Source organism: Herbidospora yilanensis (assembly GCF_001570565.1).
GTDB classification, from domain to species: Bacteria; Actinomycetota; Actinomycetes; order Streptosporangiales; family Streptosporangiaceae; genus Herbidospora; species Herbidospora yilanensis.
The window spans coordinates 75,796-89,901 of record NZ_BBXE01000016.1; the positions used below are offsets into that span (position 1 = coordinate 75,796).

The 14,106-nt window shown below is 67.5% G+C and carries 13 protein-coding genes; 4 read left to right on the forward strand and 9 right to left on the reverse strand.

The genetic code is table 11. The features are described 5' to 3' along the window. Positions 1 to 111: 111 nt before the first annotated feature. A complete protein-coding gene (locus AW273_RS08425) occupies positions 112 to 2,754 on the reverse strand; it encodes a replicative DNA helicase (protein ID WP_062346920.1) in 2,643 nt (880 codons plus the stop codon). A 262-nt stretch (positions 2,755 to 3,016) separates the two neighbouring features. Here AW273_RS08425 and AW273_RS08430 point away from each other — a divergent pair, with 262 nt between their 5' ends. Next, positions 3,017 to 4,327 (forward strand): MATE family efflux transporter, encoded by a 1,311-nt coding sequence (locus tag AW273_RS08430; protein WP_232327193.1) that lies wholly within the window; start codon positions 3,017 to 3,019, stop codon positions 4,325 to 4,327. A gap of 79 nt (positions 4,328 to 4,406) precedes the next feature. Here the strand turns inward: AW273_RS08430 and rplI are convergent, their stop codons facing one another. From rplI to rpsF, 4 genes are all read right to left on the reverse strand, one after another. Continuing rightward, positions 4,407 to 4,853 (reverse strand): 50S ribosomal protein L9, encoded by a 447-nt coding sequence (gene rplI, locus AW273_RS08435; RefSeq protein WP_062340942.1) that lies wholly within the window; start codon positions 4,851 to 4,853, stop codon positions 4,407 to 4,409. A gap of 18 nt (positions 4,854 to 4,871) precedes the next feature. Further along, complete coding sequence (gene rpsR, locus AW273_RS08440) at positions 4,872 to 5,108, reverse strand: 30S ribosomal protein S18 (RefSeq protein ID WP_030452635.1); 237 nt, start codon at positions 5,106 to 5,108, stop codon at positions 4,872 to 4,874. A 62-nt stretch (positions 5,109 to 5,170) separates the two neighbouring features. Next, entirely contained in the window at positions 5,171 to 5,725 is a 555-nt protein-coding gene (locus AW273_RS08445) for a single-stranded DNA-binding protein (RefSeq protein WP_062346925.1), read from the reverse strand. Positions 5,726 to 5,793: 68 nt separating this feature from the next. Further along, positions 5,794 to 6,084 (reverse strand): 30S ribosomal protein S6, encoded by a 291-nt coding sequence (rpsF, locus tag AW273_RS08450; RefSeq protein ID WP_030452633.1) that lies wholly within the window; start codon positions 6,082 to 6,084, stop codon positions 5,794 to 5,796. 162 nt (positions 6,085 to 6,246) lie between these two features. On the opposite strand from rpsF, the gene AW273_RS08455 reads away from it, so the two are divergent. Beyond that, positions 6,247 to 6,555: a hypothetical protein gene (locus AW273_RS08455; RefSeq protein ID WP_062347371.1), complete on the forward strand. Its 309-nt coding sequence runs from the start codon at positions 6,247 to 6,249 to the stop codon at positions 6,553 to 6,555. A gap of 57 nt (positions 6,556 to 6,612) precedes the next feature. Here AW273_RS08455 and AW273_RS37805 read toward each other — a convergent pair whose 3' ends face one another. Beyond that, positions 6,613 to 6,789 (reverse strand): hypothetical protein, encoded by a 177-nt coding sequence (locus AW273_RS37805; protein ID WP_198168059.1) that lies wholly within the window; start codon positions 6,787 to 6,789, stop codon positions 6,613 to 6,615. Between the two features lie 110 nt (positions 6,790 to 6,899). On the opposite strand from AW273_RS37805, the gene AW273_RS08460 reads away from it, so the two are divergent. Continuing rightward, positions 6,900 to 7,508 (forward strand): deoxyribonuclease IV, encoded by a 609-nt coding sequence (locus tag AW273_RS08460; RefSeq protein ID WP_232327195.1) that lies wholly within the window; start codon positions 6,900 to 6,902, stop codon positions 7,506 to 7,508. Between the two features lie 200 nt (positions 7,509 to 7,708). Here the strand turns inward: AW273_RS08460 and AW273_RS08465 are convergent, their stop codons facing one another. From AW273_RS08465 to AW273_RS08475, 3 genes are all read right to left on the reverse strand, one after another. After that, positions 7,709 to 8,920 (reverse strand): glycosyltransferase family 87 protein, encoded by a 1,212-nt coding sequence (locus AW273_RS08465; protein ID WP_062346927.1) that lies wholly within the window; start codon positions 8,918 to 8,920, stop codon positions 7,709 to 7,711. 1 nt (position 8,921) lies between these two features. Next, a complete protein-coding gene (locus AW273_RS08470; RefSeq protein ID WP_232327197.1) occupies positions 8,922 to 10,199 on the reverse strand; it encodes a glycosyltransferase family 87 protein in 1,278 nt (425 codons plus the stop codon). 116 nt (positions 10,200 to 10,315) lie between these two features. Further along, positions 10,316 to 12,538, reverse strand: coding sequence for a transglycosylase domain-containing protein (locus AW273_RS08475; protein ID WP_062346929.1), 2,223 nt, complete (start codon positions 12,536 to 12,538; stop codon positions 10,316 to 10,318). A gap of 956 nt (positions 12,539 to 13,494) precedes the next feature. Here AW273_RS08475 and AW273_RS08480 point away from each other — a divergent pair. Continuing rightward, positions 13,495 to 14,091 (forward strand): PadR family transcriptional regulator, encoded by a 597-nt coding sequence (locus tag AW273_RS08480; RefSeq protein ID WP_062346932.1) that lies wholly within the window; start codon positions 13,495 to 13,497, stop codon positions 14,089 to 14,091. The last annotated feature ends 15 nt before the right edge of the window (positions 14,092 to 14,106 follow it).

Here is a 14,106-nt window from a genome sequence, read left to right on the forward strand (position 1 = left end):
GCCGTCTACACCGCCGGCGGGCGTCGTCAGCTCCCAGCCGGGCGACGAGTACGGCTGGTACGTCGAGATCAACCACATCCAGGGAGCCGGTGGCGCGAGGGTCCTGAGGGGTCAGTGGCTGGCCATGTCGACGAACCGGGAGTAGTGGCCCTGGAAGGCGACGGTGACCGTCGCGGTGGGGCCGTTTCGGTGCTTGGCCACGATCAGGTCGGCCTCACCGGCGCGGGGGGACTCGCGCTCGTAGGCGTCTTCACGGTGGAGCAGGATGACCATGTCGGCATCCTGCTCGATCGAGTTGTGCAGGTTGATGCCGTTGGCGACGAAGTTGTGGGTGCCGAGCACGGTCGCGTCGTAGACGGGCTGCTCCCCGAGCGGCTCGACACTCGCGATTTCATCCCAGAAGACGTCGTTGGTCGCGAGGATCTCGAGATCGGCGTCGTCGAGGACGGTCGCAATGCGGCCGAGCCGTTCACGGCTCGGCGCCGCCCGCCACATCGCGCTTCCGTTGAAGGAACTCCCCGTGGCGAGCGCGAACTCCCGGTGAGTGATCCGCCGCTCGGCGAGGATGTCGCGAACCCGGTCCCACACCCCCACGGGAACCGTGTCGAGGTTGGTGTTGCCTATCTTGGGCCGCAATTCGGTCATGCACCGACGGACCTGGGCATCGCGTTCGCCATGAACGCCGATGTCATCGAGGAACCGGAGTTGGTTCTCCGCGCCGTAGATCACAAGCTGATAACCGGGCCGGTGTCCCTGCTTCTGGTTGGTCTTGATCCTGGTCATCACGTTGAAACGCAGCAAGAGCCGAGCCACGTCGTCGATCAGCCTGCGGCTGGTGGAGGCGTAGTAGATCCGTGCCTGCCCGACCTTCTCGTCCCACCAGACACATCCATCGGTGGCCCACAAGTGTCTGAGGAACAGGGCGAGCTGTTCCTTCGGCGCGGCGAACAACGGACCAGGCACGAACTTCTCGTGGCTGCGCAGCCCGAACAGACCGAACTCGTCGAGCCATGCCGCGATGGGGTTCCGCTTGCCGTGGGTCAGGTGAAAGGGCGCCGGAAGACGGAGGATCGTGCACCGAGCCACTTCATGCTCGTCGCGGACGGCGGTGACGCCGAAACGGCGGGCCGCCGCCTCGGTCACTACAGCCAGGTTGGCCTCGTCTCTGGACGCATAGCGGATCGGCTGTCGCTGCACGAACGAACCGTCACCGATCATGTGTGCGAGCAGGACGACCTCGTCCTTGTCGAGCGCCTTGAGTTCCAGCGGGGGCGGCACATGCCGGGGCACCGAGACTCTCGTACCGGGAGACAGCGTCTCCAGGGCGTGCCAGCCGTCGTAGGTGAGGAAGGGATGATTGGCGGTCGCCTCGATCTCCCGACCTGATGTCATCCGAACGCGGAACACCTGCTTGACGCCGCTGCTGAAGACATGGGTCATGGTGCGCGGCACGAGCTTGAGCCGGTCGTCGAGCGACCAGACAGGGATGTCCCGGGCCCCCGACTCGATCAGCTCCTGGAGACTGACCTCCTGGCCGTTGTCGGCTCGCAGGATCCGGCTCGCCGCCGTGAGACAACCCGACTCGCGAAGGTCGCTGACCTGAGGTCGTTTGTCCGTTCTCTGCTCCGGACCACGGTTGAGCTGGGAGATCGCGATGACCGGGACCTCCAGCTCCTTGGCCAGCAGTTTCAGCGCACGGGACAACTCCGACACTTCCTGCTGGCGGCTCTCGGTCTTCTTCGGAGAGCTCATGAGCTGGAGGTAGTCGACGATCACGAACTTGAGGTCGTTGCGCTGCTTCAGGCGGCGGCACTTGGCCCGGATCTCCATCATCGACATGTTGGGGGAGTCGTCGATGAACAGGGGCGCCTGCGCGACCTCGCCCATGCGGCGGGCCATGCGGGTCCAGTCGTCGTCGTTCATCATGCCGGAGCGCATGGCGTGGAGGGCGACCCTGGCTTCGGCGGACAGCAGACGCATGGTGATCTCGTTGCGCGACATTTCCAGCGAGAAGATCGCGGTGGTCATACCGTGCTTAATCGCCGCGGAACGTGCGAAATCCAGTCCCAGGGTCGACTTCCCGATGGCCGGACGAGCCGCGACGACGATCATCTGGCCAGGGTGGAGGCCGTTCGTCAGGGCGTCGAGGTCTTGGAAGCCCGTGGGGACGCCGACCATCTGGCCGCCCCGGCTGCCGATGGCCTCGATCTCGTCGAGGGCGCCCGGCATGATCTCGGAGAGCGGCAGATAATCTTCGGACGTGCGGCGCTCGGTGACCTTGTAGATCTCGGCCTGGGCGCGGTCGACCAGGTCGTCGACCTCTTCGTTCTGGCCGCCGTAGCCGTAGGAGACGATGCGGGTGCCTGCTTCGATCAGGCGGCGGAGCACCGCCTGTTCACGCACGATCTTCGCGTAGTAGCCCGCGTTGGCGGCGGTGGGGACGACGGCGGTCAGGGTGTGGAGGTAGGCGCCGCCGCCCACGCGGCCGACCTCGCCGCGGCGCTGGAGGTCGTTGAAGACCGTGACGGCGTCGGCGGGTTCGCCTCGGCCGTAGAGGTCGGTGATGATCTCGTAGATGATCTGGTGGGCCGGGCGGTAGAAGTCGTCGGCGCGGAGGACTTCGACGACGTCGGCGATGGCGTCTTTGGAGAGGATCATGCCGCCGAGGACGGACTGTTCGGCCTCGATGTTGTGCGGCGGGGTGCGTTCGAAGGACGGCTCGGACGGCCCTCCGGAGAAGTCGATGACGCTCACTTGGCCCTCCCCCCTCGCTCGCACCCACCCCCAGTTGTAGATGACGCCTCCGACAGTTTCCCGCCACCTCACGTCATCAGCAACGTAGCCCTGTGGATAACTCTGTGGACAACCTGTGGACGAAGGGCCCCAGGGTGTGGGCAGCTTGGGGATTAGCCTGTGTATAACCTTTCCACATGCCTGTGGATAACGCTGTGAGCTGCGGAGATGTTATCCACCCCCTGTGGATACAAGTTTTTTCGGCCACGGCAGAATGACTTCCATGTCCCCCGACGATCGCGAGATCCTCCGGCTCGCCGTCCCCGCGTTCGCGGCGCTCGTCGCCGAGCCTCTCTTTCTCCTGGCCGACTACGCCATCGTCGGGCGTCTGGGCACGGGTGCGCTCGGCGCGCTGAGTGTCGCGGGCACGATTCTGGCGACGATCGTCAACCTGTGCGTGTTCCTCGCCTATGGGACCACCGCCGCCGTCGCGCGGCGCATCGGGGCGGGGGCGCGGCGGGAGGCCGTCCAGGGCGGGATGGACGGGTTGTGGCTGGCGGCGGCCATCGGGCTGGCCGTGGTCGTGGTCTGCTGGCCGCTGGCGCCCTGGCTGGTCGGTCTCGTGGGGGCCGAGCCGGGCATCGTCGACGACGCGGTGACCTATCTGCGCGTCAGCCTGCTCGGCGCTCCGGGCATGTTGCTGGTGCTCGCCGGTACGGGCGTGTTGCGCGGCCTCCAGGACACCGTGACTCCCCTGGTCGTCTCCGTCGGCGGGTTCGCCCTGAACGCGGCGCTGAACGCCTGGTTCGTCCTGGGGCTCGACTGGGGCCTGGCCGGGTCCGCTTCCGGCACGGCCGCCGCGCAGACCCTCATGGCGGTGGCCTACCTGGTCATGGTGGTGCGCGGCGCCCGAAGAGAAGGCGCGTCGTTGCGGCCCCGCATCTCCGGTATCAAGGCCTCGGGCCTGGCCGGGATCGCGATCCTCATCCGCACGGTGTGCATGCGGATCGTGCTCATCGTGGCCACCGTGATGGCGGCCCGGATGGGCACCGTACAGGTGGCCGCCCATGGGATCACGTTCCAGATCTGGACCCTGCTCGCCTTCGCACTGGACGCCATCGCGATCGCGGGCCAGGCCATCATCGGCCGTCAACTCGGCGCCGGCGCGCTCGCGGCGGCCCGGCGGGCGACCTGGCGGATGACGCTGTGGGGCATCGGCTCGGGCGTGGTCCTCGGGCTCGGGCTGCTGGCCGCCGGGCCGTTCGTCCCCGCCCTCTTCGACGCCGACGCCTCCGTCACGGCCGCGCTCGCGTCGATCATCTGGATCGCGGCCGTCCTCCAGCCGCCGGCGGGTGTGGTGTTCGTCCTGGACGGGGTGTTGATCGGCGCGGGAGACCAGCGCTATCTGGCGTGGGCGTCGGTGGCGACCACGATCGTCTTCCTGCCCTTCGCGCTGACGGCGGGCAGCCTGACCGGGTTGTGGCTGGCCATCGGCGTCTGGATGGCGGCCCGGTTGATCACCCTGGGCACCCGGGCCTACGGCTCGAAGTGGCTGGTGGCAGGGCCGGCTGTGCCGAAATCGCGGGCCCTCTGACCGCGACCGCGCTCACCCTCGCCGAAAACACGACGAAACCCCCTCCGGCAGGGCCGGAAGGGGCTTCGTGTCGGCCGGACTAGACGGCCAGGACCTCGATGTCGACCGCGGCGGCGACCTCGGGGTGCAGCTTGACGCTGACCCGGTGGGTGCCGGTGGTCTTGATCGCGTTGTCGATGACGATGCGACGACGGTCGAGGGTCGGGCCGCCGGCCGCCTTGACGGCGTCGGCGATGTCGCCCGTGGTGATCGAGCCGAAGAGGCGGCCGGAAGCGCCGGCCTTGGTCTTCAGCTTGACCTTCAGGGCGCCGAGCTGGCCGGCGACCTCCTTGGCGGTGCCCAGGTCGCGGATCTCGCGGGCGTCGCGCGCCTTCTTGATCGAGGCGATCTGGGTCTCGGCGCCGCGCGTCCACAGGATCGCGTACTGGCGCGGGATGAGGTAGTTGCGGCCGTAGCCGTTCTTGACCTCGACGATGTCGCCAGGGGCGCCGAGGCCGGAGACCTCAGTGGTCAGAATGAGCTTCATTTTCCCAAGGCTCCTTTCTTAGCGCGCGGTGGAGGTGTAGGGCAGCAGCGCCATCTCGCGAGCGTTCTTGATCGCGGTGGCGACGTCGCGCTGGTGCTGGGTGCAGTTGCCCGTCACCCGGCGGGCGCGGATCTTGCCGCGGTCGGAGATGAACTTCCGCAGCAGGCCCGTGTCCTTGTAGTCGACGTAGGAAATCTTGTCGTGGCAGAACAGGCAAACCTTCTTCTTGGGCTTGCGCAGTGCCGGCTTGGCCATCGTGGTGCTCCTTTCAGAGCCCCGCGCGAGGCGGGAATGGTCGCTCGGTGTTTATATGTGGACTAGAAAGGCGGTTCGTCGCTGTAGTCGCCGCCGAAGCCGCCGCCCTGAGGGCTGCCGCCGCCGTAGCCGCCGCCACCACCGCTGTTGCCGCCGCCCTGGAAGCCGCCGCCTCCGGACGGGGCCGGGGACGCGGTGGCCCACGGGTCGTTGGCGGGACCGCCGAAGCCGCCGCCGCCTCCGCCCTGACGGGCGGTCTTGTTGACCTTGGCGGTGGCGTTGCGCAGCGAGGGGCCGACCTCGTCGACCTCGACCTCGTAGACGGTGCGCTTCTCGCCTTCCTTGGTTTCGTACGACCGCTGGCGCAGCCGGCCCTGCACGATCACCCGCATGCCGCGCTGGAGGCTCTCGGCGACGTTCTCCGCCGCCTGACGCCAGACGTTGCAGGTGAGGAACAGGCCCTCGCCGTCTTTCCACTCGTTGGTCTGCTTGTCGAGGAACCGCGGAGTGGACGCGATGCGGAACCGGGCCACCGCCTGCCCCGTGGGCGTGAAGCGGAGCTCGGGGTCGTCGACAAGGTTGCCGACGATGGTGATTGTGGTGTCGCCTGCTGCCATCGGTCGTAGCCTTTCGTATCCCGCCGACGTATTAGTCGCCCAGCGTAAAGCCAGGCTCCGACAAAACGTCAGTGAAGTTCGGGACGCAGCACCTTCGTACGAAGAATGCCCTCATTGAGGTTGAGCTGACGGTCCAGCTCCTTGACCGTGGCCGGCTCGGCGGAAAGGTCGACGACGGCGTAGATGCCCTCGGACTTCTTGTCGATGTCGTAGGACAGCCGGCGACGGCCCCAGACTTCGACCTTCTCCACGGTGCCACCGTCGTTGCGGACGACGGCGAGGAACTGGTCGAGTGAGGGCTGCACGGTGCGCTCATCGAGGGACGGGTCGAGGATGACCATCATCTCGTATCGACGCATGCGGAATCCAACCTCCTCTGGACTCTGCGGCCACGACGCCTTGCCGTGACAGGAGGACGCGCGTCCTTAGCAGACGCAGCCTGTCAAGGCTACCAGGGCGGCGGTTGTGTCCGGTCCGGTCCGGGAATCAACGGTGGAAGGTAGGAGGAGGGGGTGGCGCTCATGCCACACATCTTGGATCCCGTCGCGGGCCAGCCGCGAAAACTCACGCTCAACACCGACGGCCGGCCCCACCGGCTGCAGAACACCCTGTGTCTCTCGGTGTTCACGATCGGCGTCTTCGCCTTCATCTTCGGGTTCATCGTGGTTCTCCACGTGCCCGCGTCGTGGTTGGGCGCGGTCGGGTTCTTCACCGGGTTGTTCTCCCAGTTCGTCTCGGTGACCACGCCCCAGCGGGTGTTCAACATCATGGGCATCGTGGGGTCGTTCGTCGGCGCCGGGCTGGGCATCGCCCACGGCGGTTTCATCTAGAGACCCACGTACGAAGAAAAAGGCCGCAGCACGCCTGCGGCCTTTTTCATGAGTATGTCATTTACCGATATGCAGGTCGACGCCGAGCAGGACGAGGAACCACAGGAAGATCGAAAGAAGGGCCTCGGCGATGTCACGAAGAATGCCGGGCGTGAGGTAGTCGTAGACCCACGCCACGTAAATGCCGACCAGGATGTAGATCAGCAGGATGAAACTCCCGACCCGGTAGCGCATGTCGTCTCCTTTTGTCGTGACGCGCGAGACGCAGGGCGCGTCAACCGCCCTCGCGACTGCCCGGACGATCACCTTTGAAACGCTCTCGAAAAGCCCGTTAGGCTCGGTCCATGGTGCGAATCGGAGCTCATGTCGACCAGGACGACCCGCTGGCCCACGCCGCCGCCCGTGAGGCTGAGGTGGTGCAGTTCTTCCTCGGTGATCCGCAGGGGTTCAAGGGGCCGGTCATGCCGGAGAGCGCCGACGCGATCCGCGAGTCCGACGTGCAGGTCTTCGTCCACGCCCCCTACCTGATCAACGTCGCCACGACGAACAACCGCATCCGCATCCCCAGCCGCAAGCTGCTGGAGGGTCAGCTCAAGGCCGCCGCCGAGCTCGGCGCGACCGGGCTGATCGTGCACGGCGGCCACCTGAACAAGGGAGAGGACCCGCAGAAGGGGTTCGACAACTGGGGCAAGGTGTTCGAGCGGATGGACTGCCCGATCCCCGTCCTGATCGAGAACACGGCGGGGGGCGACAACGCCATGACCCGCCACCTCGACACGATCGCCCGTCTCTGGGACGCGGTGACCGCCAAGGCCCGCGAGCCCGAGAAGATCGGGTTCTGCCTCGACACCTGTCACGCCCACGCCGCCGGCGAGAACCTTGAGGGCATCGTCGACCGGGTCATGGCGATCACCGGCCGCATCGACCCTGGTCCACTGCAACGACTCGCGTGACGCGTTCGACTCGGGCGCCGACCGCCACACGAACCTGGGCCACGGGCAGATCGACCCGGAGCTCATCCTGGAGATCTGCCGTCAGGCCGGCGCCCCGATCGTGGTGGAGACGCCGGGCGACGGCCAGGCCGACGACATCGCCTTCCTGCGGAAGAACCTTTAATCCACAGCCTGTGGATAAAGTCTGCGGATTCCCGCGCTCAAGAAGTGGGTACGGTGTCGAGTTCCCGCTCGCCCGCGCCGTCTTCGGCCGGGGGGCGCCGTGTGCTCGTCCACAACCTTCTGAACGACAACACCGCGGCCATCAGCAGCAGCAGGTTGCGGGCGGCGAGGACCAGCGTGCCGGGGAGTTCGCCCTTCCACGAATAGTGTTCCTCGACCCACGGATAGGCGATCCCGGTCAGCAGCGTGGCGGCCAGCAGCAGCCACGCGACCGGCTTCTGGCTCGACCCCGGCACCGAGAACACCACGGCGGCCAGGCCGATGAGCCAGATCATGTACTGGGGTGAGAGCACCCGGCTGGTCACCACGAGCAGCAGCACGGTCGTCAGCGCCGCGTCGTAGAACGTGGCCTCGGTCGGGTGGGCCCGCAGCCACCACACGACGAGCAGCACGGCCGCGACCGGGGTGGCCAGCACGGCCAGCCTGATGGCGGTGTCGACCCCCGTGCCGGCGAGCTCCATCGCGCCGTGCTGGTAGGTGGAGAAGCCGTCCCACAGGCCCAGGGCACGCAGCAGCACGAACGGGGTCGCGGCCATCGACTCGACCTGGAGGCCGCGTTCCTGCTGGGCGGTCAGGAAGTCGAGCGCGTTGGGCATGACCAGCGCGGTCGCGCCGCAGGCCACCACGGTGGCGGCCACCGCCGAAGCGCTCCCGGTGAGCAGTTCGCGCCAGCGGCGCAGCCCGGCCAGCAGCGCGATCGGCCACACCTTGATCGAGAACCCGATGCCGATGAGCGCGCCCCGCACCGCCGGGTCGACGGACACCGTCAGCGCCGCCACCGCGAAGATCGCCACCATCAGGTCGTAGCGGGCGATCAGCAGCGGCCCGAGCAGGACCGGCCCGACCACCCACGCCCAGACCGCTCCCTCGCCGCCGCCGGTACGCCGGCAGAACCGCCAGATCAGCAGCAGGATCCCCAGGTCGCACAGGATCGCGATGAGGAAGAACGACACCAGGTAGTCGAAGAACGGCAGCAGGTGCGGCGCGAGCATCGGGATGGCCGCGAACGGCGGATACTGCCACTTCTCGTCGTTGTCCGGGAACTGCCCGGTGAGCAGGACGTCGGACCAGTCGGAGTAGAGCCGGATGTCGTTCTCGAACGACATCGGGAAGCCCACCGGAATGATCTGCATCGCGGCCAGGAAGATCAGGGCACGGGTCAGCAGCCACACCGGGGCGGCGTATCGCATCTCAGCTCGCTTCGGTCTTGGCGGCCCGGCGGAAGAGGACGAATCGATCTGGCGCCCCGTCGAACACCCCACCCGCCTGGTCGTCGATCCCGGCGACCCTGACCACGTCGCGGTCGGGCTTCAGGATGTCGAGCACGACCAGCACCATCAGCGCGATGACCGCCAGCGCCCGCGCCCAGACGGCCAGGAAGTAGGGCCCGTCGCCGATGCCCTGCGCGGAGTAGCTGGGGTCCATGCCGACGAAGTAGAGCCAGATGGCGAAGAAGTACCAGACCTCGGTGACCTGCCACACCGCGAGTGAGGGCCACTTCGGCCGGGCCAGCACCGCGAAGGGCATCAGCCACAACACGTACTGGGGCGACCAGACCTTGTTGGTGACCATGAACGCGGCCAGCGCCAGGAAGCAGATCTGCATCAGCCGGGGCCGGGTGGGGGCCGCCAGGGTGAGGATCGCGATGCCGAGCAGCAGCACGCCAACCGCGATCATCGCCATCAGGTTCAGGTGTTCGCCGTCGGCCAGCACGCCCCATTGGTACTTCTGGAAGAAGAACCACAGGCCGCCCCAGTCGACCCCGCGCTCGCTGCTGAAGGTGTAGAAGCGCTTCCAGCCGTCGAAGCTGGCCAGCATGATCGGCCCGTTGGCCAGCAACCACACGCCGACCGCCGCGCCCAGCATCTTCAGGAACGGCATCCACTTGGCGGTGCGCACGGTCAGCAGGAACAGCGCTCCGAGGAACATCAGCGGGTAGAACTTGGTCGCCACCGCCAGGGCCAGCAGCGCCCCGGCGAGGTAGTGGCGCTCGCGCGCCCAGGCGAGCAGCCCGCCGAGCGCGAGCGCTCCGGCGGCCAGGTCCCAGTTGATGTACGCCGACAGGATGACCGCCGGCGCCAGGGCGTACCAGAGCGCGTCCCACTTACGGGTGGGCCCGGCCAGCGCGGCCATGCACAGGACGCCGATCACCAGGGAGACGCCCATGATGATCACGGTGATGTCGTAGAAGCGGACCGCGTCGCCGAACGACAGGCGGCGCACCAGCTCCATGATCCCGCCGATGCCGACGGGATATTCGACATCTCCCTGAATGTAAGGGATCTTTCCTTCATTCAGGCCGCGGGCGAACCAGAGCGGATAGATGTCGGTGTAGCAGAAGTTCGTGTACTGATCGATCCCGGAGTTCCACGCCCCGCCGAACCGGCAGGCGGATTTCCAGTAATAGGCCAGGATCGCGCCCAACGAGGCCAGCAGGCCTAGTGGCACATACGGAATGAGTCCGTTCACGACCGCCGCTCGCGGCCCGGGGGCTTCTGTCGTCCGGGTCATCATGAGGCCATTCGATCAGGTGTCGGGGTGTCGCACTGTACCTGCGACACCCCGTCACTTGTCTATCGGGCTGTCTATCGGCTGGATTCGCGAGACGGCGCCGGGGGAGCCTGCGGCTGCGTCGGCGTCACCGGCGAACCGAACGGATCGAACGGGACCTCGCCCCCCGCGTCGGGGATGTCGACCTCGCACTCGGGCGCGCCGGGGAAGCACTCGCTCTCGCCGGGGCCGCCGTCGTCCTCCCACGGGAGGGTCGGCTCCTCGACGACCTCCTCCTCGGGCTTGGGCGTCGGGGTCGGGCTGGGCACGATGTCCTGCGGGGCGCCGGTCCCGGCCTTCGGCGGGAACTGCGCGACCGGCTTGTTCTTGTGGGCCTCCAGCATGAACTCCCGCCAGATGCGGGTGGGGAAGCTGGCACCCGCGAAGCCGAGCGACACCTCATAAGGCGTGCTGTACGGGTTGGCCATCGTGAACTTGGGATCGCCGTCCTCCGGCGACTTGCCCTTCCACCAGGGGCAGCGGGCGTGCACCGGGGGCACGACCTTGCCCGACTTGGTGCGGCACTCCTCGCGGTACATGCCGACGGCGGTGGAGACCTGCGGGGTGAACCCCACGAACCAGGCCTCCTTCTCCTGGTTGTTCGTACCGGTCTTGCCGCCGGCCGGGCGGCCGATGCCCTGGCCGCCGGCCGTACCGGACTTGAGGACCTCCTCCAGCGCGACGACCGCGTCGGCGGACGCCTCGGGCGAGATGACCTGCTTGACCGGCTTGCGCTCGGGGTGGACGAGCTCCTTGCCCTGGTAGACACCCTTGATCACGTGGTAGTTCACGTGCTTGCCGGCGTTGGCGAAGATCGAGTAGCCGGCGGCCTGCTCCACCGCGGTGACGGGGGCCGAGCCGATCGAGAACTGGTAGTGGTGCTCGTCGATGTCCTTGGTCATGCGGTCTTCGGAGAACCCGGCGTCGAGCACGATCTGCTTCACGGGGTCGAGTTCGCCGATCTTCCCGGCGTCCTGGTCGAGCTTGTAGGCCATCGAGACGTACGCGGTGTTGACCGAGGCCGAGGTCGCGGTGATCGCGTTGACCGCCGCCGGCCCGCCGTGGTCGTTCTTGAAACCGCCCCTGGCCTGGCCGGGGATCTCCTTCGGCACGGTCTCGTTGCCCGGCAGCCAACTGTTGAGGCTGTAGCCGGCGTCCAGCCAGGCGGCCAGCACGTAGGGCTTGAACGCCGACGCGGCCTGCTTGGCGGAGTCGAAGGGCTCGTTCCAGTTGTCCTTGACGTAGTCGTCGCCGCCGTAGAAGGCGATCACCCGGCCGTTGGTCGGGTCGACGGCCGCCAGGCTGGCGTGCACCTCGCGGCTGTTGGGCACGCTGCGCATGACGTTCTTGACGACCTTCTGGGCCGTCTGCATGAGCCGCTTGTCGAAGGTCGTGACGATCTTGTAGCCGCCGCTCTGGATGGCGTCTTCCTTGACGCCGCGCTCCTTGAGCTCGTGCATGGCCACCGAGACCATGTAGCCCTTCAGACCGCCCATCTCGTTGAGGTTGGGGTCTTTGATGGTCTTGGGGAACTTGGCCTTCTGCGGGAGGTCGCCGTACTTGGCCGGGTCGAGCCGGGCCATCGCGCTGACGACGTCCTTGAAGCGCGACTGGAGCGCGGGCTCGTCGGCCGACCAGCTCGGGGTCTGCACCCGGGCCGCCAGGTAGGCCGCCTGATTCACGTCGAGCTTGGCGGCGGTCATCTTCTTGCCGAAGTAGGCCTGCGAGGCGGCCTCGATGCCGTAGGCGCGGCCGAAGTTGATGGTGTTCAGGTACTGCTCGAGGATCTCGTCCTTCTCCATGGTCTTGTTGATCTTCACCGCGACGAAGATCTCCATGACCTTTCGCTTGACCGAGACGTCCTGGCTCAGCCCGTCGTAGTAGTTGCGGGCCATCTGCTGGGTGATCGTCGAGGCGCCCTGGAGCTGCTGGCCGGTGGCGGTCATCCACACCGACCGGAACATCGCGGGGATCGAGATGCCCGAGTCCTCGCGGAACGTGTCGTTCTCGATCGCGATGACCGCGTCCTGCAGCAACGGGGAGATCTTGGAGATGTCGACGATGATGCGCTTGGTGCCCAGGTGGGCGATCGGGGTCTTGCCGTCGGAGTAGTAGACGGTGGAGCCCTGGGCGAGCGCCTCGGCCTGCGCGTCGTTCTTGTCGGGGACGGGGGTGTTCGCGTACGCGATCGCGATCATCCCGAAGACGCCGGCGACGACCACCGTGACACCCGCCACGACGATCTTCCAGCTCGGCACGAAGCGGCGCCAGCCGGTGCGGCGGCGCGGCTCGTCGTCATCGTCGTCGTCGAAGTCGTCGGGCCCCTTGGGGCCACCCGGGCCGCCGGGCCCGCCTCCGGGCAGGGGCTGGGCGGGCCGCCGCGACGGCGGCGACCACCACCACCGGCGCCCATCATCTGGGTCGCCTCACCCTCGACAGGGCGCTGGAGGGCACCCGTGGCGCCGGGAGGGGCGACGGGCCTCGGGCCCTGGGGGAAGGGCAGGTTTCCGCCGGGTCCACCCGGCCCGCCGGGTGGGCGGCCTATGCGGGTGGGCTGACCGGGACCCGCGGCGGGCGGGGGGACGGCGCCCATGGAGGCGGTGTCCTCGAATGCGGCCTCCTGGCGGCGGCCGGGCTGGCCGGGCCGCGGGGCGGGGGGCTGCGCGGGTGGCGCGCCCCAGCCGCCGGTCACCGGCTGTCGCGGCGGTGCCTGCGGCGCCTGAGGGGGAGCCGATTCTGCGGGCGAGCGACGGCGCCGCCCAGGTCGGGGCCCACGACCGGCACCCTCCGAGGGGCCGCCCGTCTGTCCCGGGCCATAGCTGCTGTTACTCACGCGTCCTCGTCAAAGTTCGTGGGGAATGCTCGTCGACGTCTACTCGGCGTCTGTCCCGAGGACGTACGAGACCACCAGACGGTTCCGGTCACAACCTTGACAGGTCTCCGGCGCCCCGTCGGGGTATTCGCCGGATTGATGGGCCATCGGGGCCCTTGCTGACCGGGCTTTTACCCAGCGTGCGGGCATGGTTCCGGGCCGCATCGACCCTCCTGCCACTCCCGTCCGCTGTGACCACATGTGGGCAAGATTACGTCCCTTTGCCAAATCGTGCCCAACCGTTGGCCACGTTGCACGCTATAACGAGCCGACGTATCCTGCAGATGTATCAGCTCGATACATCAGTCATGAATACTCCGGAGCACGCAGGAGGTGGTTCCAGTGACCGGGTCCAGAAGCGGGGTCCTGGAGCTCGCCGTCCTCGGCTCACTCCACGAGAACCCGCTGCACGGTTACGAGCTGCGCAAGCGGCTCAACACCCTGCTCGGGATGTTCCGCGCGTTCTCCTACGGCTCGCTCTACCCGTGTTTGAAGGGTTTGCTCACCGACGGCCTGATCGTCGAGGAGGAGCCACCGGACGACGTGGTCCTCGGCCGCCGATCCAAGATCGTCTACAAGCTCACCGCCGAGGGCAAGGAACGACTCCAGGAGCTGCTGACCCAGGCGGGTCCGTCTTCCTGGGAGGACGAGAGCTTCGGCATCCACTTCGCGTTCTTCCGTCACACGGAGGCCGAAGTGCGCCTGCGGATCCTCGAAGGGCGGCGCAGCCGCCTGGAGGAACGAATGGAAAACGTCCGCACGGCCCTGGCCCGAACCCGTGAGCGGCTCGACAGCTACACCCTTGAGCTGCAGCGGCACGGGCTGGAGTCGGTGGAACGTGAGGTCCGCTGGCTCAACGAGTTGATCAACACTGAACGGGCGCAAGCCGCCGATAAAAGCCAATCAGAACGGGGCGAACGTCCCGATTCCGGTGAATAACGATCCAAAGGAGCG